Origin of the sequence: Trueperella abortisuis (assembly GCF_030811095.1) — a bacterium.
GTDB classification, from domain to species: Bacteria; Actinomycetota; Actinomycetes; order Actinomycetales; family Actinomycetaceae; genus Trueperella; species Trueperella abortisuis.
Genome location: NZ_JAUSQL010000001.1, coordinates 2,086,199 through 2,110,298, shown reverse-complemented (window position 1 = coordinate 2,110,298; position 24,100 = coordinate 2,086,199). Strand labels below are relative to the sequence as shown.

The 24,100-nt window shown below is 61.8% G+C and carries 21 protein-coding genes and 3 pseudogenes; 9 read left to right on the top strand and 15 right to left on the bottom strand.

Features of this window, described 5'->3' with window-relative positions; all coding sequences use genetic code 11:
* Positions 1–52 precede the first annotated feature (52 nt).
* Positions 53–1,465: an aldehyde dehydrogenase family protein gene (locus J2S45_RS09510; RefSeq protein WP_307635237.1), complete on the bottom strand. Its 1,413-nt coding sequence runs from the start codon at positions 1,463–1,465 to the stop codon at positions 53–55.
* 28 nt (positions 1,466–1,493) lie between these two features.
* Here J2S45_RS09510 and J2S45_RS09505 point away from each other — a divergent pair, with 28 nt between their 5' ends.
* Positions 1,494–2,516, top strand: coding sequence for an AraC-like ligand-binding domain-containing protein (locus J2S45_RS09505; RefSeq protein WP_307635236.1), 1,023 nt, complete (start codon positions 1,494–1,496; stop codon positions 2,514–2,516).
* Between the two features lie 71 nt (positions 2,517–2,587).
* Here J2S45_RS09505 and J2S45_RS09500 read toward each other — a convergent pair whose 3' ends face one another.
* On the bottom strand, positions 2,588–2,752 hold the full coding sequence (locus J2S45_RS09500) for a hypothetical protein (RefSeq protein WP_307635235.1): 165 nt from the start codon (positions 2,750–2,752) through the stop codon (positions 2,588–2,590).
* 64 nt (positions 2,753–2,816) lie between these two features.
* On the opposite strand from J2S45_RS09500, the gene J2S45_RS09495 reads away from it, so the two are divergent.
* Positions 2,817–4,145, top strand: coding sequence for a flavin monoamine oxidase family protein (locus tag J2S45_RS09495; RefSeq protein WP_307635234.1), 1,329 nt, complete (start codon positions 2,817–2,819; stop codon positions 4,143–4,145).
* Positions 4,146–4,251: 106 nt separating this feature from the next.
* Here the strand turns inward: J2S45_RS09495 and J2S45_RS09490 are convergent, their stop codons facing one another.
* The 3 genes from J2S45_RS09490 to J2S45_RS09480 form a co-directional block, all read right to left on the bottom strand.
* Complete coding sequence (locus J2S45_RS09490) at positions 4,252–5,718, bottom strand: APC family permease (RefSeq protein WP_307635233.1); 1,467 nt, start codon at positions 5,716–5,718, stop codon at positions 4,252–4,254.
* A gap of 360 nt (positions 5,719–6,078) precedes the next feature.
* Entirely contained in the window at positions 6,079–6,567 is a 489-nt protein-coding gene (locus J2S45_RS09485) for a DUF4411 family protein (protein ID WP_307635232.1), read from the bottom strand.
* Positions 6,564–7,721: an ImmA/IrrE family metallo-endopeptidase gene (locus J2S45_RS09480; RefSeq protein ID WP_307635231.1), complete on the bottom strand. Its 1,158-nt coding sequence runs from the start codon at positions 7,719–7,721 to the stop codon at positions 6,564–6,566. The genes J2S45_RS09485 and J2S45_RS09480 overlap by 4 nt, the downstream gene beginning before the upstream one ends.
* 779 nt (positions 7,722–8,500) lie before the next feature.
* On the opposite strand from J2S45_RS09480, the gene J2S45_RS09475 reads away from it, so the two are divergent.
* Positions 8,501–9,286 carry a sulfite exporter TauE/SafE family protein gene (locus J2S45_RS09475; protein ID WP_307635230.1) on the top strand — a complete coding sequence of 262 codons (786 nt, stop codon included), beginning with the start codon at positions 8,501–8,503 and terminating at the stop codon, positions 9,284–9,286.
* Between the two features lie 56 nt (positions 9,287–9,342).
* On the opposite strand, the gene J2S45_RS09470 is transcribed toward J2S45_RS09475, so the two are convergent.
* The 6 genes from J2S45_RS09470 to J2S45_RS09445 all read right to left on the bottom strand — a co-directional run bounded on the left by J2S45_RS09470 (position 9,343) and on the right by J2S45_RS09445 (position 16,401).
* Positions 9,343–11,262, bottom strand: a complete 1,920-nt coding sequence (locus tag J2S45_RS09470; protein ID WP_307635229.1) for a bifunctional metallophosphatase/5'-nucleotidase — start codon at positions 11,260–11,262, stop codon at positions 9,343–9,345.
* Positions 11,263–11,406: 144 nt separating this feature from the next.
* Positions 11,407–12,762, bottom strand: coding sequence for an exonuclease domain-containing protein (locus J2S45_RS09465; protein WP_307635228.1), 1,356 nt, complete (start codon positions 12,760–12,762; stop codon positions 11,407–11,409).
* 168 nt (positions 12,763–12,930) lie between these two features.
* Positions 12,931–13,881, bottom strand: a complete 951-nt coding sequence (locus tag J2S45_RS09460) for a cation diffusion facilitator family transporter (RefSeq protein WP_307635227.1) — start codon at positions 13,879–13,881, stop codon at positions 12,931–12,933.
* Between the two features lie 2 nt (positions 13,882–13,883).
* Positions 13,884–14,240 carry an ArsR/SmtB family transcription factor gene (locus J2S45_RS09455; RefSeq protein ID WP_300049098.1) on the bottom strand — a complete coding sequence of 119 codons (357 nt, stop codon included), beginning with the start codon at positions 14,238–14,240 and terminating at the stop codon, positions 13,884–13,886.
* 15 nt (positions 14,241–14,255) lie between these two features.
* The gene (locus J2S45_RS09450; protein WP_307635226.1) at positions 14,256–15,080 is read right to left on the bottom strand and encodes a hypothetical protein; all 825 of its coding nucleotides are present in this window, start codon (positions 15,078–15,080) and stop codon (positions 14,256–14,258) included.
* 730 nt (positions 15,081–15,810) lie between these two features.
* Positions 15,811–16,401, bottom strand: a complete 591-nt coding sequence (locus tag J2S45_RS09445) for a Panacea domain-containing protein (RefSeq protein WP_307635225.1) — start codon at positions 16,399–16,401, stop codon at positions 15,811–15,813.
* A 556-nt stretch (positions 16,402–16,957) separates the two neighbouring features.
* Between J2S45_RS09445 and J2S45_RS09440 the strand changes: the two genes are divergently transcribed.
* Both J2S45_RS09440 and J2S45_RS09435 read left to right on the top strand, forming a co-directional pair.
* Positions 16,958–17,404, top strand: a complete 447-nt coding sequence (locus tag J2S45_RS09440; protein ID WP_307635224.1) for a carbohydrate ABC transporter permease — start codon at positions 16,958–16,960, stop codon at positions 17,402–17,404.
* A gap of 22 nt (positions 17,405–17,426) precedes the next feature.
* The gene (locus J2S45_RS09435) at positions 17,427–17,570 is read left to right on the top strand and encodes a hypothetical protein (protein WP_307635223.1); all 144 of its coding nucleotides are present in this window, start codon (positions 17,427–17,429) and stop codon (positions 17,568–17,570) included.
* A 265-nt stretch (positions 17,571–17,835) separates the two neighbouring features.
* Here the strand turns inward: J2S45_RS09435 and J2S45_RS09430 are convergent, their stop codons facing one another.
* From J2S45_RS09430 to J2S45_RS09415, 4 genes and pseudogenes are all read right to left on the bottom strand, one after another.
* Positions 17,836–18,270, bottom strand: a complete 435-nt coding sequence (locus J2S45_RS09430) for a sulfite exporter TauE/SafE family protein (protein WP_307635222.1) — start codon at positions 18,268–18,270, stop codon at positions 17,836–17,838.
* Positions 18,254–18,355: pseudogene (locus J2S45_RS09425) on the bottom strand (IS481 family transposase); the annotation flags it as partial. The pseudogene J2S45_RS09425 and the gene J2S45_RS09430, both read right to left, overlap by 17 nt.
* Before the next feature lie 248 nt (positions 18,356–18,603).
* Entirely contained in the window at positions 18,604–20,328 is a 1,725-nt protein-coding gene (locus J2S45_RS09420) for an AIPR family protein (RefSeq protein ID WP_307635221.1), read from the bottom strand.
* Between the two features lie 209 nt (positions 20,329–20,537).
* Positions 20,538–20,946: pseudogene (locus J2S45_RS09415) on the bottom strand (transposase); the annotation flags it as partial.
* A 47-nt stretch (positions 20,947–20,993) separates the two neighbouring features.
* Between J2S45_RS09415 and J2S45_RS09410 the strand changes: the two are divergent.
* The 4 genes and pseudogenes from J2S45_RS09410 to J2S45_RS09395 all read left to right on the top strand — a co-directional run bounded on the left by J2S45_RS09410 (position 20,994) and on the right by J2S45_RS09395 (position 23,822).
* A pseudogene (locus J2S45_RS09410) lies at positions 20,994–22,353 on the top strand (IS256 family transposase).
* 69 nt (positions 22,354–22,422) lie between these two features.
* Positions 22,423–22,797 (top strand): Abi family protein, encoded by a 375-nt coding sequence (locus tag J2S45_RS09405; RefSeq protein WP_307635220.1) that lies wholly within the window; start codon positions 22,423–22,425, stop codon positions 22,795–22,797.
* A gap of 355 nt (positions 22,798–23,152) precedes the next feature.
* Entirely contained in the window at positions 23,153–23,449 is a 297-nt protein-coding gene (locus J2S45_RS09400) for a type I restriction-modification system subunit M N-terminal domain-containing protein (RefSeq protein WP_307635219.1), read from the top strand.
* Positions 23,427–23,822: an N-6 DNA methylase gene (locus tag J2S45_RS09395; RefSeq protein ID WP_307635218.1), complete on the top strand. Its 396-nt coding sequence runs from the start codon at positions 23,427–23,429 to the stop codon at positions 23,820–23,822. The genes J2S45_RS09400 and J2S45_RS09395 overlap by 23 nt, the downstream gene beginning before the upstream one ends.
* The last annotated feature ends 278 nt before the right edge of the window (positions 23,823–24,100 follow it).

Below are 24,100 nucleotides of genomic sequence, written 5' to 3'. Positions count from 1 at the left end.
CGAAAGCCGCGTCCAAGCTCGGCCAAAGCCAGGCCCACCAGCCGAGCCAACACTAGCCGTTAATAACCTGCGCAACCGCCAGCTCTTTCAGGCCAAGCTCGCCGAACTCCACGCCGTAGCCCGATCCCTTCGTGCCCCCAAACGGGATGCGCGGATCCACTCCGCCGTGGCTATTGATCCACACGGTCCCCGCCTGGATACGGGCCGCCACTTCGCGGGCGCGCTCGCGATCCGCGGACCACACCGAGCCGCCCAACCCGAAGTCAAGGGCGTTGGCCTGCTCGATCGCCCAGTCGAGGTCATCGTAGCGCACGATCGGCAACGCCGGACCGAACTGCTCCTTGACCACCAGCGGATTGTCCGGGGCGATGTCAGCCACCAAGGTGGTGGGGTAGAAGTAGCCGGGCTGATCCTCGTCCGGGTCCCCGCCCACAACCACGCGCGCACCGCCATCCACGGCGGCCCGCACCAGCTCCTTCACGATGTCGAACTGCGCCTTGTTCTGCAACGGCCCGAGCACGCTCTGCTCATCCAGCCCGTCGCCCATCGGCATCGCCGTGGCCACCTCGGCCAGCGCCTCCACGACGTCGTCGTAAATCGAGCCAGGCACGTAGAGCCGCTTAAGGGCGGCGCAGGTCTGGCCGGTGTTGATGAAGGCGCCCCAGAAAAGGTCCTCGGCGATGGCCCGCGGATCGACGTCGTCGAGCACGATGCCGGCGTCGTTGCCGCCGAGCTCGAGCGTGAGACGCTTGACGTCGCCGGCGGCGGTGGCCGCGATCTTCTTGCCGGTCGCCGTCGACCCGGTGAACATGATCTTGCCGACCCTCGGGTTCGTGGTCAGCTCCGCGCCGATCGCGCCGTCGCCCACCACGATGCTCAGCACGCCCTCAGGCAGCACGTCGTTGAGCACTCTCACCAGCGCCGCCACCGACAGCGGGGTGTACTCCGACGGCTTGACCACCACGCCGTTTCCCATACGCAAGGCAGGGGCAACCTGCCACGTGGTGATCATCATCGGCCAGTTCCAGGGGCCGATCGCACCCACGACGCCGATGGGCCGGTAGGCGAGGGTGGCGAACGTGTCGCCGTCGTTGACGACCTCGGTCTCCTCCACCGGGATGGCTGCGGTGGCCCGCAGCCACGCCGCACATGCGCCCACCTCGAAGCGGGCGTTCGGCCCGTTCAGCGGCTTGCCCTGCTCGCGGGAGAGCAGCTCAGCGAGGGTCTCGGCGTTGTCCTCGATCGCCTCGGCACAGCGCACGAGGTACTCGCACCGCTCCGCGTGCGTGAGAGCTCCCCAGGAGCGCTGGGCGGTGGCGGCGGCGTCGACCGCGGCCGCGACGTCGTCGGCACTGTCGTAGCTGATAGCCGCGATGACCTCGCCGGTCGAGGGGTTTTTCAGCTCAACGCTGCCGCCCCCGGGTGCGATAGAGTTGAGAATGTCTTGGTAGCTGTACTGCTTCACGGTGCCTCCTTGCACGACTCGTTCAACGATGACCAGTCTCGCAACGGGCGGGCGGTCGCTGATTGTGAAAGCGTGCACGCCGATTGTTGAACAGTGTTCGCTTGGGGGCATCGTGTCGAAGGTGTTGCAGGGGTCGTTGAATTTCGAGGAATGGCACGTGGCGGCGCAGCAGGCCTTCGGCACGCTTCACATCACGACGCCGGAGGACAAGTCCGACTTCGAGGTGGGCCTCGAGGCGATCCATGTCGGGGACATCGACCTGTTCGACATGCGCACGCCGGCCCACCGCGTGGAACGCCGCGCCGCGGACATCCCCGCGGGTGAAAAGGGCTATTGCAAGCTGAGCTTGCAGCTGGAAGGATCGTCGATCCTGGAACAGGATGGGCGGCGGTGCGTGCTTGAACCGTCTAACCTGGCGGTCTATTTCACCCAGCGCCCCTACGTGCTGGAGTATCCGGCCCCGCAGCGGACGCTGGTGATGATCTTCCCGCAATCGTTCGTGAATCTGCCCGATTCGGACCTGGAAAAGATCTCCGCCGTGCCGATCTCCCGCGAGTCCGGGCTGGGAAGGGTGGCGGTGCCGCTGTTCGAGCAGCTCGCAGGAAACCTCCGCGCGCTCGAGGACATTTACGCGATCCCGCTGGTCAGGTCCGCGTTGGACATGCTGGTGTCGGTCATCGCCTCCGACCTGCTGGCGGACACCGACAACACCGAGAGCCTCAACCACCAAGTGCGGCGCTTCGTGGCGGCCCACCTCGCCGACCCCGAGCTCGGCCCGCGGATGATCGCCGACAGTCTGTTCGTGTCCGTGCGCCACCTACACTCCCAGTTCTCGCGAGGCGGGGAGACCGTGGGCTCCTACATCCGGCGCTTGCGGCTGGACAAGATCCGCGACAGCCTCGCCGATCCTCGGTTCGCATCCGACACCATCCAGGCCATCGGTTCGCGCTACGGGCTGGTTGACGCCGCACACCTGTCCAAATCCTTCACCGCCCGCTTCGGGATCTCGCCCAGCGCCTACCGGCGCAGCGTCCTCGGGAAGGGGGAATAGGGGGACGGAGCGTGGACAACTGGTGATCCTAGGGATGAAAATGCCAGTTTTGCCGACCAAAGTCCGCAGAATCACCCGTTACCCACGCCCGCGGCGGCCGGAGCCGTACCAGCGGCGGCCGGAGCCGCACCAGCGGCGGCCGGAGCCGCACCAGCGGCGGCCGGAGCCGCACCCGCGGCGTCGTGATCCTTGAGTGACAACTGGCCTGCGCCGAAGCACAAGGAAAAATCCGACATGACGAGCACCATAAAAGTGACATCGTTTGGCGTCAAGGAAGACGCATAGAGGAAAGGAAACGTCATGTCGAAACATGTTGTGATTGTTGGTGCCGGGTTCGCGGGCCTAGTGGCGGCGCGCGAGCTGCAGATGAAGGGTATCGACTACCAGATCCTTGAGGCGCGCGACCGCATCGGCGGGCGCGCGTGGACCGACGAGAGGATGGGCCGCCCACTCGAGATCGGCGCAACGTGGGTGCACTGGTTCCAACCGCACATCTGGAGCGAAATCACCCGCTACGGGCAAGACATCGTGGCCAGCCCCCACACCGACGAAGCGCGCTGGCTGGCCGACGGGGAGATCGTGGTGGCGACCGAGGAAGAGATGGACCGCCGCCTCGCCCGCCCGATGGCCGAGATCTTCAAGAACTCCGACGAGTACTTCCCCAACCCCTACAACCCGCTGTGGGTGCTCTCCGACGACTACGATGGGCCGGCCGAAATCCGCGAGCAGTTCATCAAAGACGACAAACGCTCAGTACTCGACGTGCTACGCGAGGGCGACTTCACCCAGGAGGAAATCGACCTGGCGAACGCCTACTGGTCAGCCGGGTACATCGGCAACCCGGAGACGACGTCGGTGCTGATGGCGAAGCAATGGGTGGCGCTGTCCGATCACCGACTGTCGTTGCTGGACGCGCAGACGCTGCGCTACAAGCTGGTCAACGGCATGCAAGGCCTATACAACGGGATCGCGGGCGACCTCACCGGGCCGATCCGCCTCCAGACCGTCGTGACCAAGATCGACCACGATACCGAGGGCGCCAAGGTCTACCTCGAGTCCGGGGAAATCATCGAGGCCGACTCCGTGATCGTGACGGTGCCCGTGGGCGCGCTGGGCAACATCGAATTCAACCCGGCCCTGCCCGCCACCATCACCAAAACCATCGAGGACAAGTGGAACTCCACCGGCTGCAAGATCTGGATCAAGGTCAAAGGGCGCCACAACGTGTTCGGGTACGCGCCGTCCCCGGCGAAAATCTCCGTCATGCGCTCGGAGTACTTCATGGACGACGACACCACGATCCTCGTGGGATTCGGCTCCGATCACGACGCCGTGGATCTGAGCAACATCGAGGACGCGCAGGCAATCGTCAACCAGTGGTTTGACGACCTGGAGGTCGTGGACTGCACCGGCCACGACTGGGTGGCCGACAAGTGGTCGGGCCAGGCCTGGGCAAGCCTCCGCCAGGGACAGTTCACGGAAGGTTGGCACCACTTCCGCGAATCGACCTCGCGCCTGCACTTCGCAGGCGCGGACTGGGCGCGCGGCTGGCGCGGCGTCGTGGTTGACGGGGCGCTCGAAACCGGCGTAGAGACCGCCCGAAAGGTGATCCACGAACTAGAGCAGTAGGCACCCGATAGTAGGGGGCTGTGCGGGACGAATTGGGCCGTATCTTTTCAGATACGGCTCAATTCGTCCCGCAGGCAGGCGGCGCGCCACACCAATCCCCCGAAGCCTACCCCTCGATGCGGTCAAGCTGCTCGTGCAAGTGATTGTAGATCTCGGGCCTCCTGCGCTTGAGGCGCTCGCCAACCACAACCCCAACCAGCCCGGTCGCCACGATCAGACCCGGCATGACCCAGCGCAGCGAAGCCGGCCCGGTATCCCCGATCATCAGGTCAAAGTTCACCACAACCAGCACCGCGACAACGATGAGACCTGCAGCGGAAACCGCAGGGGCGATCGTCGTGCGCCACAACCCGGCATCGCGGTCCTCGCGCCGCGCCCACACCAAAATCGCGATACCCGTCAACGCCAGCAGACACACCACACCGAACGCGGCCCCGTTCGTCATCCACGTGAAGAGCGTGAGAACAGGGTAAAGGTCGCCGAGCTCAGAGCCAAAGCCAGCCAGCACGAACACCGCCACTACCGTAACCGCAATCAACGACTGCGCGACCGAACCGCCAACAGGGGCGCCGTCGTCGCTGGCCTTCCCGAAGAACGCGGGCAAGATGCGGGCGCGGCCGAGAGCGAAGAAGTAGCGGGCCACGGCGTTATGGAACGCAATGAGAGCCGCGAGCAGGCTGAGCACAAACAACAGCTGCGCCACATACGATAGCGCCGGGCTGTAACTTTCGAGGAACAGGAACATAAGGTTGGGACCATACGTGACCGATTCGTCGATGATTGCCGACGGGCCAATGCCCATCGTGAATGCCCAGGACGTCACCGCGTAGAAAACCGCGATCGTCACAACCGCGATATAGGTCGCCTTCGGGATCGTGCGCTCGGGGTCAACGGTTTCCTCGGAGTAGATCGCACCGGACTCGAAACCCATGAACGCGGCGAGCGTGAAAGCAAGCAACACACCGATTCCCGGGGTGGCGATCTGGCCGGGCAGGAAGCCGTCGGCAGTAATGCCCTCCGGCGCGTTGACAAGGCCGAGCACCGCCACAACCAGGACAATCGCCACGCCCAGCACCACGATGACGCCCACCACCTTGGCGGAAAAGTCGACGTTCTTCATACCCAGGAAGCCGATGATCAGCCACCCGAGGCCGCCAACCACCCACCACGGAACGCTCACGCCCGTCAGCGCCTCGACCAAGTTCGCGCCCGAGAAACCGAACATGCCAAACAGGCCGACCTGCATCATGTTATAGGACACGAGCGCGAGGATCGCCGCGGCAATGCCCTGCCGGTTGCCCAGGCCCTCGGAGATATAGGCGTACAACGCGCCCGAATTCTGGATACGCGAGCTCATCCGCCCGTAGCCGACCGTGAAGATGAGGAAAACGACGCCGAGCAGCAGGAACGTGCCGGGCACACCGTTGAGACCGGAGACCGCATAGTTGGTGGGCACTCCGCCCGCAAGAACAGTGAGAGGTGCGGATGCGGCCACCACGAGCAGCACGATCGAGGCAGTGGTCAGCTTCGCCTTGGACAGCTGCGTGTGTTCGGATGTGGAAGTAGTTGTCATGGTGTTAGCCCTTCTTCGTTGAAGTGAACACAGCCAGAATGCCTCTCGCCGCCGAGGCCGGGCTTGTGGCCTGGCGCGCGACTGTTGTGCCACGGCGCGCCGGGGAGAATGGGGGCAGCGTGGACCGGTTCCGTGACTAACTGGTGAGTTTGGCGCCAAAAAGGCCGATTTTCGCGATGAAAGCTCTCAGATTCACCAGTTAGCTACAGGGGTCGATCGGTTGGGGGCTTCGGGGATGGTGGCCCGCGTGACTAACTGGTGAGTTTGGCGCCGAAGAGGCCGATTTTGGCGATGAAAGCTCTCAAATTCACCAGTTAGCTACATGACTCACGGCGGGCCACCCGGGCGGAGACAGTATGTTTACCCGGAAAGGGTCAGCCTGACCTGAGATTGTCTGAGCATGTCGAAGGTATTGGTGTACTCAACCCCGAGTGCTTGGCACGCGTTGGGAATCTTGACCCTGTTAAAGCCCGCGGAAAGAGTCTCGTGAGTGACGAGGGTGAGATTATGGGCGCGAGCGTAGGTTACGAGCAAGAAGTCGGTGTGAGAAGTGGTGAAGCCTCGGCGTGCAGCCTGTGTGAAGTTACTGCGGTAAACCCAGGTGCTGAGCTCGGTGAAGTGGCGCGTAGTAGCGGAGTCGATTTCCTGAAAGAACTGCCCCCTGTCCCGCGCCCACGTGCTGAGCTCGTCTTGACCCTGCACGAGCTCGTCTCGCACAGCGGTGATGCTGCGGATTTGAGATTGTTCGAAGGCCATGTCTAACCACGACCAGAAACCGGGTACGAAGTCGAAACCATAGTAAAGGTTCTTGGCTTGGATGAAGACGTTGGCGTCGAGCAGGTACGTCATGCCGTGAGGAGCCTGTCAGCCAGGTTCTCAAACGTCGACGGCTTCTTCGTGCCGAGGAGGCGGTAGGCGTCTCGGAATGGCGTTGCCCCGGCGAATGCGCTTTCGACGACGGCCCGAGCGAACCTCGCACTGACTCGGCGAGGATGCGTCCTGTAGAAATCACCTCCGGAGCTCGGAGTTGGACGGCTGTCAATGAGCTTAAGAACCCGTCGGCGCTCGGCGTCGTAGGCTTCTTGATACGAGTCCCACGTCAATAGCCCGACATCAAAGAGCCGCTTCAGCACGACGAGCGTGCTCGCCTTGAAGAGCCCGGCGAGGCGTTCAAGCTCGTCTTCATCGAGGCGCCCAGCATAGTGTTTGTGGAGCTCGTCTTGAGGAATGAGGACCTCTGCAGCCACGCGGTTGCACCACAACTCTTCGGCGTTCCCTGCCTGCGATGCCGCCTCCGCGTCAGAAAGCGCGCTGTGTCCTCGCCAAAGGTGGGCAAGCTCGTGAAGAATTGTGAAGATCTGTGCGGCCTGTGTGTCTGCGCCATTGACGAAGATCAGGGGCGCGCGGACATCGGCCAGCGCAAATCCGCGGAATTCTGTCACATTCAGCTTGCGATGAGTATTGTTTCCGACGATTCCACTGACCATCACTAGGACTCCGGCCTGCTCGACAACGTCAATCAGGGCACTACGAGCTTCACTGATTGTGCGGAGCGTGCACCTGCGGGCAACATCGAAGCCAAGCAACTCGCTCATCTTGGCCGCGAGCTGTGCTGTGGGAGTCTGAGCGGTCGCCGTCCCAATGAACGGCACCTCCGGCAGCTCCATCTCTTCCGCGTACTCCATGTACCAAGCTTGGCGAGTCTGGCACTCGTAAATGGTGTCGAGAAGGTTGGCGGATGGTTTGGCTACCTCCCGGTTGCCCAGAGTGCGCATGTCGGGGATGGGGATGTACTCGGCAGGAGGCTCTTCAAGAAAGAGCGCAGCGAATGGGGTATAGGTATCGGCGGCGAACTTCTTGATCTGATTCAGGGTAGGCGTGCGGCGTCCGCTCACCCACTCGTGAAAGTGAGGGGCGCGCCTTGCAATGTCGTCGTCATCCCAGCCGGCACGTTCAGTTGCCCAGGTCAGGAGCTCGGGCGTGACATTCACGCGGACTACCACTGGTGCCCCCTCTCAACTGCACTTGTTCCCCGTGGCACAACACTATCAGTGCGGTCTGATGCCAAGAGGAAGTTTCCACGGGCTGCGGGCCGGGCTGTCCGCCTTCCGCAGTGAGCTGCTGGCCTTCTTGGCGGCCGGCGTGGCTAACTGGTGAGTTTGGCGCCGAAAAGGCCGATTTTCGCGATGAAAGCTCTCAGATTCACCAGTTAGCTACAGGGGGCGATCGGTTCGGGGTTTCGGGGGTGGTGGCCCGCGTGACTAACTGGTGAGTTTTGGGGCCGGAAGGGTCGGTTTTGGCGATGAAAGCTCTCAGATTCACCAGTTAGCTACATGACTCACGGCGGGCCACCCGGGCGCAGACAGTGTTAGGTAGTCCTCGGGCGCGAACCCGGACACGCGAGAAGGCGGTCTGCCCCGCGTTTCGCGGGACAGACCGCCTTGTGATAGGCCGGGGCCAGAATCTGCTCCATACCTGTTGGTCGGGGGACCGGTCGTCTAGGGCCACTTTGGCCACGATCCGGCCCGCTCAAGAGTCTCCGTGTGCGAGCTCTGTGGTCACCGTGGCCCACTGCGGCAGCGCATGATCCGCGCGAAGAGTTTTTGTCGGAGGGCGGCTCTAGACTTATCGGGTGAGGACGGGTCTTGGCAGTGCGGTGGCGTTTTATTGAGGGGAAGGGGGCTCCCATGGTTGGCTCACAGCCGATGTCATTGGCGGAGCGTGGCGCGGCGTTGGCGGCGAGCCAGCTGCTGCCGTTGAATCGTGCAGAACGAATTCTAGGATGGCGCGCATGATTCTCGCGGCGATGATTGGTCTGGCGGTCGGCGTGGTGGTCGGCATGCTTGGTGCCGGGGGAGGGATTCTCTCTGTCCCGATCCTGGTCTATATCCTAGGGCAGGAGCCGCATCAGGCTGCGGCGGCGTCCCTGGTCATCGTGGCGCTAACAGCGTGCGTGTCTATTATCCCGCACGCGCGTGCCGGGCGGGTCAATTGGCGCGATGGTCTGGTCTTCGCTGCACTGTCCGCGCTGGGCTCGTTCGTGGGCGCGCGGCTATCGGCGCTGGTGGCGCCCGCGTTCCTCATGGCCTCCTTTGGTGTGCTATTGAGTGTGGTGGCGGTCGTGATGCTTCGTAACGCCTGGACGATGCGGGGCGAGAGTGCGGGCGGTGGCAGCGAGGATCGAGCGGTGAGCCCGCTGGCGCTCGCGGCAGTAGCCACCCTGACGGGTGTGCTCACCGGGTTTTTTGGCGTCGGCGGCGGATTCGCCGTGGTGCCGGCGCTCGTGCTGGTCCTGCACTTTTCGCCGAAGAAAGCCACGGGCACGTCGCTGCTGGTCATGATCATCGCCTCGGCCGTCGGATTGCTGGGAAGGATCGGCACGGGAGTGGAGCTGAACTGGGGCATCGCGCTGGCCTTCGCAGCGGCGAGCATGGGCGGCGGATTAGTCGGAGCGAAGCTGACCACGCGGGTCAGGGAGTCTACACTCACGCTGAGCTTCGGCGTACTGCTCGCGTGCGTCGCCGTCGGGACACTGATAGAAGCAGTTCCGGGAGTCGTCGCTGGCTAGGGGCGGCGGCCCCGGCGGGTGTGGCGGGCACGACGGCCCCGGCGGATGCGGCGTGTTTAACCCTGGCGCCTAACGACGCGTCGCGCGGAAAGGACGAGGCAGGTGCCCACTGCGATAGCAAGCGCCCCGCCCAAGCCGAGCGTCGCGACGTCCGCGCCCGTATTCTCGAGCCGGCTGGTGCGACCTGCCGTCCCGTCTGCCGTAGATGCGGGTCCGTCGAATCTCGAGGCGGAAGACGGCGCCTTCGCTGTGCCGTTCCCGGTGCCGTTCCCTGAGCCGTCCCCGTGGCCGTTGCCGGAGCCGTCCCCGTGGCCGTCCCCGGTGCCGTCCCCGGTGCCGTTGCTTCCGGTCGCAGGCGAGGAACCCGCGCCGGGGGCCGGTGTCTCATCGGTGTCCGGACTGCCCGGCATGTCCGGGCCGGGAGTCTCACCAGTTCCCGGCGCCTCGCAGCTGCTGGTCTTAGAGAGTTGAGCGACGAGAGCGTCGAAGTCAGACCCGGCGAAACCCGCGTCCACAAGCACCTTCGCGGAACCGAAAGCGGTGACTTTGTTGCCACCATTGACCACATAGTTCGTCAAGGCGAGGGTGAACACGTCCGAGTCACTGATGGGTGTCCCGTCGGCGAGCTTGAGGTCGGTGATCTTGGCGCCGGGCTGGCCGTCGTCGTCGTAGGTGAAGCTCGCCCCGGCGAGGATGGGGTAGCCACCGCTGTTACCGGCGGGTGCGGAGTCTGCGCCCTGCTCGAGGCCGAGGCGAAGCTGTGCACCTGTGACCTCCACTTTCATCACCTGGTTGTTGTAGGGGAAGACGGCGAGGATATCCTTCATGGCGAGTGGGCCGGCGGCGAGGTCTGCGCGCATGCCGCCCGCATTAAGCCAGCCGATCTGGGCATCGGCGGCGTTACGGAAGGCCTCCGCTGCCAGCGCCCCGAGTGACTGGGGGCGGGTGTACGCCTGGTCGGAGCAGGCGACCTGCTTGGCAAGTCGCTTATCCAGCTCGTCGATGTACTTCTGCTGGAGGGGGAGGATGGCGGGGTCTTCGGCCACGGTGGCGTTGATCTGGACCTCTTGGTGCGTGGCGCGCCACGTGCCGTCGGCGTTCTTGATGAAGTTGATCCGCGCGAGTGAGCCGTAGTTGCCCTCCGGTGCGACGGCGAAGCGGCCGTCGGGGAGCGTGGTGACGTCGTTGCCTTCTTGGGCGAATGAGTTCTCTTCGCGGAGCACGACGTCGATCTGCGGGACTTCGGTCAGTAGGCGCGTGGCGTCCGCGGCGAGGGGGAACTGGGCTAGGGCGACGACGACGTCGGCGCCTTCCAGCTTCGTCACGGCTGCTTTCGCCGCGGCGACGTAGTCGGCCTGGTCGACATCTTTGCCGGCTGAGGTTGTTTCCATGCCGAGCGTGAGGCCTAGGTAGCCGATTTTCACGTCGCCTACTTGACGGATGATGGCGACGTTTTCTTCGCCGTTGATTGGTGCGCCTGCAACCGACAGGTCCGAGGAGACCCACGGGAAGGTCGAGTTCGCGATGTTTGTGCGGAGGGTGTCGAGGCCGTAGTCGAAGTCGTGTTGGCCGAAGCCTGCGACGTCCACCCCGACCTGGTTAAACGCATCGACCATTGCGCTCCCGCGGAAGAGCGCGCCGAAGAGGGTGCCGCCGCCGAGGTCGCCGCCGAACGCCACGTCAACCGGAATGCCTAGCGCCTTCTGCTCGGCCAACACCGTGGAGAGGCGGGCGATGCCGCCGTGGAACTCGGGGCAATCCTTGGTGCCCTGCTTGACGGGCGCGATGTCGTGGCCGTCTTGGAAGAAGAGGATCGAAGCAGCGGGCCGAGCGGTAGGGTTGGTGTCGCCATCGAGCGCGGCCGCGGCTGGGAGGGCGGCCGGCACGGCGAGCGCGAGCGTGAGGATCGCGGCGGAGGCGAGAGCTGAAAAGCGTGAACGGAAACTGGTTCGTGTGCGGGAAGTATGGAGTTTCAATTCGCCGTGTCCTCGGGTGAGCTTCGCGCCGTGGTTGAGCGCGGCGCGAACTGGTGTGATGTGCTAGATCATCTTAACGGGGCTGGCCGTCTCCGCGGTAGCAGAGGTTCGCGGTGCCGGACCGGCCCTCAGCCTAGCGGCGCGCTAACGCCCGCCCTCGGTGAACCGGATCAGCTCGTCGGCGGCCGCCCCAGAAATCACTGGGATCACGTAGTCGTGGGCCTTCTTCGCCTTGCCACTCATCGAGTTGATATCTCCCGCGATCAGCACTTTTGTCTTCTTTGCTAGGCCCGCTACCGCAACGCCGTGTGCCCCAAGGAGTGCTTCCCACTCGGCATGCGTGCGTAGCACCGGACCCGTCACAGTCACGCGATCGCCCGGGGCAAGCATGATGCACGAGTCAAGCAGGCTGCTGCGAACCTCGCCCTCCGGTGAGGATTCAGCCCCGCTCTCCGCCTCGCCTTCCGGTGTGGGTACCGGCACAACAGCCGGCGCGCCGGGCGCCGTCGTCGTCGGCAAGCCCGCCTCGCGATCCTCGGGCGAGATGCCGAGGTATCTGCCCACGACCTCAATCGTCTCCCGCTCCTCCGGCGTGACAACGCCGTCCGCCCAGGCTGCCTCCACAAGAGACCGCAGGTATCGCTGGTGGATGTCCGCCAACGCCACGCTCGACAACTGGTTTTGCGCCGCGAACTCGAGGAGCTGCCGCTCCTCGGCAGCCGACAGATCCCGATCGAGAAACACGGCATCAAGCAGGCGGAAGTACTGCGCCGCCAACGACTCGTCCGGGATGTCCCGCGCGCCCACCGCCTTGTTCACCCACGCCCCGCTACGCAATGCTTCCCGCGCCCGGGCGGCGTCGGCACGCGTGATGTGCAGTGGATCCTCGGTCAGTTCGCCGTGGCGATAGTCCGCACAGGCGCTCGCAGCCGCCACCGCCTTGCGCCACAAAGGATCCTTGCTGGCCGACGTCTCGCGAAGGAAGTATTCGAGTACCTGCGCGGTGGCGATCGCGTCGGCGAGTGCGCTATGTGCGTGGCTGTTGCGGACCCCGAGGGCGAGGGTGACGTCGCTTAGCTTCGCTGTCCTGCCGATCTTGTACTGCTTGGCCAGCGTCATCGTGCACAGGTAGGGGATGGACTTACCGAGGAAGTTCCCGCTTGCCGTGAGCTCGCCGTGAGCAAAGCGCGCATCGAAGCTGGCGTTGTGCGCCACGAAGACGCTTCCGTCCAAGATGGCAGCGAAGTGGTCGGCGATGTCGCCAAATGCGGGCGCGGCCACCTCGTCAGAAGCGCTGATCCCGTGGATCTCCGTGGCGCCGACGTGCCGCATGGGGTTAATGAGCGTCTCGAAGGTGCCGACGATGCGCCCCTCGGGGTCGAGCTTCACGACCCCGACTTCGAGCACCCGGTCGCCGTGGTCGAATGAGAAACCCGTCGTCTCAAAATCGAGGACGACATACCCACCGGGCGCATACAGATCAGGATTACTCAGGCTCATAGGGCCATCGTAGTCCGGGGTGGCCTGCCCATCCACGAAGTCGGTGTTGATGCGCAGATTGAGTCTGAACTGGAGACTTGAGGGCGCCTTTCTCCATCGGCGGGAGAGCGGTGCTCTGACCTGGAGTTTTAACATTCGCCCGGGCTGGCCTCTCGCTGCTGGCGCAGCCTAGCTGGTTTCTTGCGGCACCGAGCACGTTCGCCCGTCGGCATGAAACCCGGGCACTTCCAGCTGGAAGGTTGTGTGGGCGACGTCGAAGTGGCTGGCAACGCACTCGTGCATCTGACGCAGGACCTGCTGGGCGTGGCCGTCGGCGAAGCATTCGTTGTCGAGGACGACGTGTGCGGTAAGGACGGGCAGCCCGGTGGCGACGGCGGAGGCGTGCAGGTCGTGGACTTCGACTACGTGGTCGACCTCGCTGAGGTGCTGGCGCACTTCTTCTAGGTTGAGTCCGTCTGGCACGAATTCCATGAGCACCCGGATGGTCTCGCGCAGGATGATGAAGGCGCGTGGGAGGATGAGTGCGGCGATGAAGAGGCCCGCTAGGGCGTCGGCGCGTTGGAAGCCGGTGGTCCAGATGACGATCGCGGCCACGATCACGCCGAGCGACCCGAGAGCGTCGTTGAGGACCTCGAGGAAGGCGGCGCGCAGGTTGAGGTTGGCGTCGCGGCTGTCATGGAGGACGAGTAGCCCGGTGAGGTTGGCGGCCAGCCCGATCACGCCGAACACGAGGAGCTCGCCGGCGGGCACGGTTGGCGGCTGGAATAGTCGTTGCACGCCTTCGATGACGGCATATCCGCCGACGACGAGCAGCAGCAGGGCCTGCCCGAGCGCCGCGATGACTTCGATGCGGCGAAAGCCCCAGGTGTGGCGGTTGGTGGCGGGCCGGAGCATGAGGGTGGCGGCGATGAGCGCGACTACCAGCCCGGAGAGGTCGGCGAGGGCGTGGACGGTGTCGGTGAGCAGGGCCAGGCTGCCGGTGATGATCGAGCCGACGAGCTGTGCGGCCACGATGACGCCCGTGATTGCGACGACGACGGCGAGGCGGCGCCGGTGGCCGTGCGTGGCGGAGGGGTCGGCAGCCGAGCCTGAGTGAGAGTGAATGTGGTGATGGGACATGGTTAGGCCTCGGAGGGGTGCATGAGCTGTGAACAGAGGGTGACTTGGGAGCCGGTTGCGGCGAGGAGGTGCTCGGCGGCTTGGAGGAGGGCGGCGAGATCCTCGGCGTCGGCGAGGCGGTACCAGGAGGCGCGACCCTCGACGCGGAACTCGATGAGGCCACATTCGAGGAGGCAGGAGAGGTGTTTGGAGACGGTTGATTGGGCGAGGTTGAGGTGTTCGACGAGGTCGCGTACGCGGTGTTCCCCGTAGGAGAGGTGGTGGAGGACGGCGAGGCGGGTGGGGTCGGACAGGGAGTGGAAGAGGGTGGCGTAGACGGCTGTGGCGCCGTGGTCGAGGGGTGGACTGCTGATCGTCATAAGACGATAGTATCGCTAAATGGCGATATAAGAAAGTGTTGCCTTCGCGGCGTCAGCCGGCAATGCGAGCGGTAGTGTGATAGTGAGCCGACGTTGAGTCTCCGTCACCCGTCCGCTATCGAGGCGTGCCCCTGGCAGGCCTGAACGCCCCGGTCTTGTTCGAGCTCTAGAATTTGCGGGACGATTTCGGCCACGTCTGCGTATATGTGCAGATGGGGCTGAAATCGTCCCGCAAATGTCCGCCGACCCATTCTGCCCGTCTCCCGGGCTGCCCGGACCGTCCTTAGAATGGATACTCGGTCGCCTCCAACGACAGCAGCACCCCGACCACCTCACGGTTGCGGTCGAGCGCGACTCTGGCCATGGCCTCGCCGACCTCGTGCCAATGTGCTTACTGTGCAGCGCCTGAGCGATCGGCGTCTTCTGGCGGGTGCCCTTCACCCCCACGACCTGCGAGTCCTCAAAGCGCTCGAACGCGCCGTATTCGGCGAGCACCGCTTCCCAGATGGGTGCGATCGCGCTCCAGGGCAGCTGCTTGCGCACCTGCGGGTGGATCATGGTGGTGGCGGCGTCTGCGTCGCCGTCGGCGATGTGGCGGAGGAAGGTTTCGGCGATGGGGATGAGGTCCTGAGTGGGCGTGGCTGTCATGGTTTCTCCTGTGAATGGGCTGGTGGCCGAGCCGAAGCGTTTGAGGGCTGCCTGGCGCGAGACGCCAAGCGTGCCCCCGATGTCAGCCCACGAGGCGCCGGCATTGCGCGCGGCGGCGACGGCGTCCTCGAGCTGGCGTTCGGCCACGTTGATGGCTTGGTGGGCTTGTTGAATAAGGGAGGGCTCTTCCATGAGGAGGGTCAACCGCAGGTTGACACGAATGTGTTGTCGCAGAGAGGCGGGTGAAAGTGCGTGCCTTGGCCTGAGCGGCATCAACATCGACGAAGCCAGGCCTCCGTAGGTCTGACCGCCGGGTGTGCCCACGCAGCGAAGTTGGGTTAGAGCGCTTCTGCTAGTTCGGCCGCAATCGCTTTAGTAGACTTGATCATGCGCTCGTGACCTTCTACTCGAGACGTGTGTAGAAATCCGAAACGCGTTTCGTAATAAGCTGCAAGGTTGCTGTGTTGGGCGTCCAAGACAAGGAACTTGGCACCTAGGTGGGAGGCTGCTTCCAGGTGTTGAGCGTATGCGCAGAGCATGAGGATTTCCCCGAATTCTTGTCCCTGAAAACCGGCGGCAAGTGCGAACTTTCCCAGTAGCGAGGCAGGGAATGAGGCTTGAAGGTTATTCACCCAGGCCCGGTTATCTCGGGCGTTTGTGCGGTGGGCTGTGGGCACGGACTCGGGAGTGACCTGGTGTGCGGACAGGGTGAAGAATCCGATCGGTTCTCCTGGTGTCTCGGTGGAAGACAGCACCCAGACTTGGCATAGGTGCTCGTCTTGCCATCTGCGAGCGTGCTTGCATAGCCACGAGTTCATATGTTTATCTCGCCCGCAGTCGAACCAGTCGATGATGTGATCGTCATCCAACGGGCGCAGGAGAAGGCCCTTATTGGCGAGAAACCTGGCCAACCTCTCGTGGGTCATGCCGAGCGCTGTTTCCGGATTGCCTCGATAAATGCGCGGTGAATCGAGGAGCTGTGTTCGGCCTCTTCGAGCACCTCGCGCTTGACCTTCGTGAGCATTGCGGGCGGCAGGCCAGTAACCTCGTCGGGTCGGGGCTTGCGGGCGAGGAAATAAGAGATCAGATCGGCGTGTGGCAGGTCGGCTCGTTTGCTACCCTCGGGCTTGTGTTTCCAGGCGTCTTGCCAAACACTCTCTTTGTGAGAGTATTCGGCGAGGGCGAACGATTCGTAAGTGCCGTACGTGTCCCACACGTAGTCGATAAGCGCTTCCACGTAACCAGTGGGTTTCTGGGGCTTCGTTTCCCAGGCGCTGAACTGCGGGGACAACACTTCTTGGTCCACGGCAGTGCGCCCGGCGTGGGCGCTGAGGAGTTGCCCCACAACAGGGCCGTATTTCATGGCGTAGAACTGCTCACCAAACAGTGGCTCGCCGGTCAGGTGCGCGTACCAGCCGAAAGCGTAGAAGCATAGCTTCTCAAGCTTGACAGCCTCGATCGTCCCGTCGGCACGGTCAACAAACTGTGACGCAACGTCAAATACGCTTACCATGATTGCCCCTCCTTGTGACAATTCTACAAGAGAAGTGCAGCCTGGCAGGGTGAGACTCTGCACGTTTAGGAGGGCATTGTCGTTGGCGGCCCGTGAGCATCGGCCGAGGCGATTAATAGTTCTGGACGATTCCGGAGAGATCTTTTATATGCGAAGATCGCCCCGGAATCCTCCAGGGAATTTAAATGGCCTGGCGAGATTTGGGCGTGTGACCGGTCGAAGCTGTTACAGCTGTGGCGTGCGGGGTAATTGTGACTGGTGTGAATGGAGATCTGGGCGTTGGGAGGTTGTCGGCGCCCGGGCGTGGTGGCGGGCGCCGACAATGTGGGCCTCCGGGCCCGGTTCCATCTCCGTGTCAGTGGTCGGCCGCCCTTCGCGGGACGATTTGAGCCTCATCTTCCTATGTGGCGAAGATGCGGCTCAAATCGTCCCGCGAACGGACGGGGTTCGGCCGTGACTGCTTCCCGCGGCCCCGGCGCTCGACCAAACCCTGTTCCTGTGGCCGCTCAGCCTGGAGAACTCTACGTACGTATGGGATGCGATCCCGATTGGCGGGATGTTCGTCAACACGTTCGTGATGGCCGCGACCTTGGCGCTTGCCCAGATGGTTATCGCCGTGCTCGGCGGGTATGCCTTCGCGGTGTGGAGCTTCCCGGGTAGGCGGATCCTCATGTTCCTGTTTATCGGATCGTGGCTGGTGCCCTTCCGGGTGACGATGATCCCGAACTTCCTCCTCATCGCCCGGATGGGGCTACTGAAGTCGGTTGCGGGTGTGATCATCCCGCAGTTGGCCACGGCCTTCGCGGTGCTCCTGGTGGTTCAGCACATGCGTGTGTTCCTCAAAGGCCTGCTGGATGCCGCGAAGATCGACGGCCGCTCCAGCTGGTCCACGCTGTGGCGGATCGTGCTGCCGAACATGAAGCCGGCGCTCGCGGCGATTGCGATCATGGGCTTCATCTCGGCGTGGAACGAGTACCTGTGGCCCACGATCGTGTTGCGCTAGAGCAACGCGATCGTGCAGGTGGGTGCGCGCGGTCCTGGGCCAGGTGGGCTACAACTGGGGCGCGACCATGGCCGCCGCCGGGCTCGCCACGATCCCGGTGCTGCTCATCTACATCCTCCTCCAGCGTTACGTGGTGGATGCGTTCGTGCGCTCGGGTTTGAAGTAGGGGCGGCGGTGCGGGCCGGTTGCCGGGGCGCGGGCCGGTCAACGACGACGCCGTGGCCCGGCTCGCGCACGACCCCTCCGCTCCGCCCGGCAGGCGATAGCCGACGACGCCGTAGCCCGGCCCCCATCGGCATGGGCGCGGGCGGGTGCCCGCGGGAGATTCGGGCGTGTGGCTCAGGCGCCGTTTCAGGCAGGTGGGCGCGGGCGGCTCGAGGGAGCCGCCCGCGCTTTCGCCTTGCCTATCGGGGTCGGTGGCGATCAGCTGTTCATCGTGCTGACGAATGCGGCCACCACGAGCAGGAGGTAGGCAAGGTGATGGAAAGTGCCTTGGCAGGTAGCCTCTTCGACATCGGCCCGTCGATGAGCCCGCCGACCATGGAGGTGATGCCAAAGGCCAGCGTCACCTTCCAGTCGATGGCGAGGTCGGTACCGATTCGCGCCAGCAGCCAGCTTGCGGTTGTCAGCGCCATCACCAGGAGCGAGGTCGCCGATACGAAGCGGATGGGGATGCCGAACGCGAGGATGAGGGCGGGCACGACGACGAAGCTGCCGCCGACTCTGAAGTAGCCGGTCAGGACTCCGGTTCCCAGAGCGGTGAGGACGACCGTGGCGAGGGGCTTCCGTTCGATGTGGTGATGCTTGAAATTAGACGCAGGATTTCTGGATGAGTCTTGCGACCTTGTGAAAGTGCTCTGGGGCACGCCGCAACGACCAGCCGTTCTTGACGATAAGCACAGCAAGGCGACGACGCCCCGCCGGGGTCAGGGGAGCACTGGTGTAAGTCATGAAGACCTCCGAGTCGAGGTTGGACTATGGCTAACCTCGACTCGGAGCTCTTCACCTATCTCAAATGTTCACAATCACCCTGGGTAATACGCCTTGCTTGGCGTAGGCATCGCATTGGTGAGGCTGTGCAACCCGTTGGTGGAGAGCTTGAACTAGTACGAAGCAGAATGGTGAGACTCCCTCACGATCTGTCGATTCGTGCGTTTGTGGGATAGCGCCGCCAAGTCGTTAAGATTCGGGACATTTGGTCAAAGCAGGTCCTGATTCTTATCGAAAGCTTCGATCAGAACTGAACACTTTTCCTGATTCTTGAAAAGGTAGGCAAGGTAAGCGTCTGGGTAGTTCGCGTAGATCTGTTCAGCAAAAACCGAAAAAAGGCGTTCAAAATCCAAACCATTAACCCAATCGCGGCTGGACTTCTCAGAAACCTGCTCGTTGAAGATTAGGCCTTTTCGCATGATTGCGTGCTGGAACAACCTGTTGCCATGGCGCGCAACGTTATCATGCCGGAGTGGTCGTTGGCCTCCGCGATCGATTGTCACAGTCGATCCTGCTTGACCCTGAAGGAAGGTCTCGATCACCTTGAAGGCATCGACAGCCTTGACTAACGCTAGTGCTGTTGTGGAGGAGTGGTCGAAAATCTCAGTGTAAGGAGGCTTCGTTACATCCTTCCATAATGCTCCAATTCCTGATTTTGCCCGCACTACATTGTTAGTATTCTGCCTTGCGCATGTTAGGGCGATTGTCGCGGTTTGTAGGTCAAAGTCGTTAGAATTTGCGAAATCGGAGGGGCCAGTTCCAGACCTGATGTAATAGCTCCGTCCGAACTGCGCGTCGATTTCCTTCTGGAGCTGTTTCTGGAAATCATCCAGTGAAACAAATTCTTTTGCGCCCATGCCGTTTTGGCTGTTATTGAAGCGAGTGACCTGCCGGGGGAAATCGATGTCTTCTCCAGCGTTTCTAGCACTGATCAGTCGTACCTGGACGCGGACGTTATTTAACTTATCAGATTGATCGGACTCGCCAAGACGAGCTAGAGTCGAAGAAGTCTGGGCGCCATTGACAATCGAACCCATGTCGATTCTTAGCTTAGCGGTCGCTCGGTCACGTAGTGGTGGTGCCTTCACGTCGTCAGCCAAGAAGGTCAATCCGTTATTGAAGTACCAAAAGTTCTCAGGTTCATCGATAACAGTTTGACGGATATCCTCATTGACTGGAGTGTTGCCTAATACGCCTCGGATGTTGCGGGCGAAAATGTTCTTTCCTTCTGTGTTAACGAGATCAGCAATATCGCGACCTGTAGCCCAGCCATAAATGGCGTAATATGGCTCGGCTAAAACGCCGATATCGTGAAGAAGGAGTTCGAAGGAGGCTGCGCCTCTGCCGGTTTCTTCGTTAGAAAAAGTCAGGTATGTCTTTGACTGATTAGCTATCTCCAGTTCATAGTCTTCTCCAAGGACGCGTACGAGTCCATCCTCAATTCGCTTTTGCGCGTTTGATTGAATTTCCTTAGTCGAGGTTGAGATGATAACGAGCTTGATTGTGATGTCGTAGTCAGTGTTAGCTCTTTCGAACATCTCGTTCAGCGATAGCAGTGCTTTATTCGCATTAGAGGGAAAAGTACCAGTCATCGCTTCGGAGATACCATTTGCAAACTCTCCGGCATCCTTTTCGGAGATCAGCGAGCCGCTACCATCGGAACTCCATTTTGACTGTACGAAAGTCAGTTGGTGGTTTACGTCATCGTAGTACACAGCGTCGATTCCCCGGTCCTGGACCCCGTCGACCACGAACGCAGACAGATTCTCAATGGGCGCATTTCCGTAGTGATGGAGAGCGTGGCCTGCGAGCAGTTTTGACCAGATGCTGGCTTCAGAATCCTTGGGAAGGTTTGTATTCAAGTGGTCGTAAAACTCAGAATAAAGCTCCTTGAGCTTGGCCTTGATCTTCCGCAAATGCAGTTCTGCCATCATGCTCCTTTGTAGCTGGTTTTTTGGTTACCTCAGAGGTACTTAGCTCTGGAGACATTGTCTCGTATTTTGCAGCAGTTGTCAGATGCCATTTGGGATTGTTCTGGGTTCGTTGAAGTTTGATTGAGCAGAGCCTGGCGGGCAAGCCCAGGGATTCGCGATACGGTATTACGATGGAGCTTGTCAAGTTTGTTGTGTATAAGGGGTTGGTTTTACAGGTAGGGGTTCATGCGGTCGGGGTAGGCCGCGGCCAGTTGGGCCAGGGCCTGTTTCCAGTTTGTTGTCACCTGCCCTTCGATCAGTCGGCCGCCGCCTTTACGCTCAGTAGCGGCTTTGCCTTTGTCCTTGGCTCGTTGACGAGCCCGGGTGTCTTCGATGTCGCAAATGGCTAGCCATAACAGCTTGAGACCCGCATCGTCGTTAGGGAACTGGGAGCGATTCTTCGTCACCTTACGCAGCTGGTAGTTCAGTGACTCGATAGCGTTGGTGGTGTAGATGACCTTGCGTAGGGCTGGCGGGAACTGCAAGAACGCCGGTGTTGCGCTCCCAGGCATTTTCCCAGGTCGCTACCGCCGAGGGGTACTTCTGGCCCAGGTTGGAGGCAGCGAACTTTTCCAGCGAGGGTGTCAAATGGTTTGTGTATGAGGATCTGATGAAAGGATTCGATTATGACCATGACAGTTGATGAGAAGACCGGCCCTGTTGGTGGCGATGTTGTTGCTGAGTTGAAGGCCAGTGGTGCGTTGGATGAGCTCTTTGCCCGGATTGACTCAGGCGATATCGAGCTCACCGGTGATGGGGGCATGCTTCCTGCCCTGATCAAGGATGCCCTTGAGCGCGGCTTGCAAGCCGAGATGACCTCCCACCTGGGCTATAAGCCCCATGACCGGCAAGCCAAGGCCGAATCTGACCGGCCAGTGAACGCCCGTAACGGGTCGTATACCAAGACCGTGGCCAGCGAGGTTGGCGATATCGAGCTGACTATTGCCCGTGACCGTGAAGGGTCCTTCACCCCCAGGCTGGTCCCGAAAGGCTCACGGCGCCTAGGCGGGCTCGATCAGATGATCATCAGCTTGTATGCCGGCGGGATGAGCGTGCCAGACATCCAGCACCACCTGGCTAAGACGATCGGCACGGAGCTGTCCCATGAGACGATCTCCAAGATCACCGACGCGGTTCAAAACTCGGTTGCGACCTGGCAGGATCGGCCCTTGGAGGAGTTCTACCCGGTGATCTATCTCGATGCGATCCGGGTCAAGGTCCGCGACCAAGGCAGAGTGCGCTCGAAGGCGGCTCATATCGCGGTCGGGGTCGACATCGAGGGCATCAAGCACGTCTTGGGCATCTGGGTCCAAGACAACGAGGGGTCCTCGTTTTGGGCGACCGTGTGCTCCGAGCTGGCCAACCGGGACGTGCAAGACGTGCTCATCGTGTGCTGTGATGGCCTGGTGGGCCTGCCTGAGGCTATCGAGGCCACCTGGCCTCATTCCTTGGTCCAAACCTGCGTGGTCCACCTGATCCGGGCCGCGAAGTACTTCGTGGCCTACCAAGATCGCAAGGCCGTCTCAGCGTCCTTGAAGACGATCTACACCGCCGCCAGCGAGCAGGCAGCCCGGGCCGCGCTGGAGAAGTTCGCTGCCTCCAACCTGGGCCAGAAGTACCCCTCGGCGGTAGCGACCTGGGAAAATGCCTGGGAGCGCAACACCGGCGTTCTTGCAGTTCCCGCCAGCCCTACGCAAGGTCATCTACACCACCAACGCTATCGAGTCACTGAACTACCAGCTGCGTAAGGTGACGAAGAATCGCTCCCAGTTCCCTAACGACGATGCGGGTCTCAAGCTGTTATGGCTAGCCATTTGCGACATCGAAGACACCCGGGCTCGTCAACGAGCCAAGGACAAAGGCAAAGCCGCTACTGAGCGTAAAGGCGGCGGCCGACTGATCGAAGGGCAGGTGACAACAAACTGGAAACAGGCCCTGGCCCAACTGGCCGCGGCCTACCCCGACCGCATGAACCCCTACCTGTAAAACCAACCCCTTATACACAACAAACTTGACAAGCTCGATCAGCGCGTCATTGCCGAGGACTTGGGATTCGTGATCGACTTAGGGGCTTTGTCGAAGAACCAGCAACGCAAAGCCAAACTCCAATCACCGCTCGTACGGTGGATGGAACAGCTCACCATCGTACGGAACCACTGCGCACACCACGCCAGGCTATGGAACAAATCGTTCGCGCCAGCACCCACCGCGGCGCTACGGACACAGCCGCAATTTTCCGCACTCCCTGAAGGACAAAGCGGGCAGGTGTTCGGCGTGCTCACCGTCATGTCTAGCCTCATCCGAGTTACCTCGCCTGGAACAACCTGGCCAGCTAAAATCACTAGCCTCATCCGCAACGACTTTTTAATTAACCCGCTTGTCAATCCCACCGGTTTGGGGATACCCGCCGGCTGGAATTGTTCCTTCTGAACGCAAATCTTTGCGGTAATAGGCGCATTTGTAGCCGTCCGCGTCTAGGAGTAGACCCGCTGCCCTGGTTGGCGGGGTGGACATGAGGTGGCAGGCGTCCGCGACAGTAAAACCAGAGTCTTGGGGTTCGTCGATGACGATTCCGGATCACTCCTTCCCATAGCTAACACACTCCCTCATAGCAGTGCATTGACCGCAAGAACCTACCGGAGGAAACGTCAATGGGCTTTGGAGAATTGACACCTACGGAATATGAAACAATCATGGAACCAAGCTGTGTCACCCGCGGCCTAGAATCAGAAGGAAAATCGTTAACCGAACCAGCAGCAGTCCCCAGTCCGGCAAGGAGTAGCGAATGGCCGCTAAGAGCAAGAAAACTCTAGAGCAAACACTATGGGACGCGGCCGACAAACTACGCGGCAACCAAGAGCCGTCCGAATACAAGCACGTGGTGCTTGGCCTTGTGTTCCTCAAATACGTGTCCGACCGGTTCGAGGAACGACGCGCCACGCTCAAGGATGAGCTCGCCGCCGACGGCATCGACGAGAGCCAGTTCGATGACTTTCTCGAAGACCGTGACGAGTACACCGGCCACAACGTGTTCTGGGTGCCCGAAGGTGCACGCTGGAGTGAACTGCAAGCCCAAAGCTAAGCAGCCCGAGATCGGCCAGCTCATTGACCAAGCGATGCAGCTGATCGAACGTGAGAACTCCAGCCTGCGCGGTGTGCTACCACGCAACTACGGCAGGGAAGGGCTCGACAAGAAGCGCCTCGGCGGGCTGGTTGATCTCATTGGTACCATCGGGTTTGGCATGGATGCCGACCACGGCTCCGACGACGTCCTCGGCTCAGTCTACGAATACTTCCTCGGCCAATTCGCAGGCAAAGAGACCGGCAAAGAGGGCGGTGCGTTCTACACCCCGCGAAGCGTGGTACAAACCCTGGTCGAAATGCTGCAACCCTACCAAGGCCGCGTGCTCGAGCCGAAGACCGCGGATTTGATAAGACTCGCCGTTGCCGCCTAACCCCTGTTGAACAGGGGTTTTCTTGTTTCTGGTGCGGGTTGTCGCGCTCAACGCGCAGCGTCCGTGTGCTTCCATGAGCCGTTCCGCGCTGACGTGCAGCGTCGCCAACCGAGCAGGGGGTGCGGAGTGCGCCCTGCGTTGGCGAGTTCAGGTTGAGGGGGCGTGAGTTGAACTTGTCATTGTAGGTCGTTCACCTACTCGACAGTCAAATCCGCAGATTCTCATCCATATTTACATGTAACTATTGGTCGTAATCTACATGTAAAGATGCCGCGTTT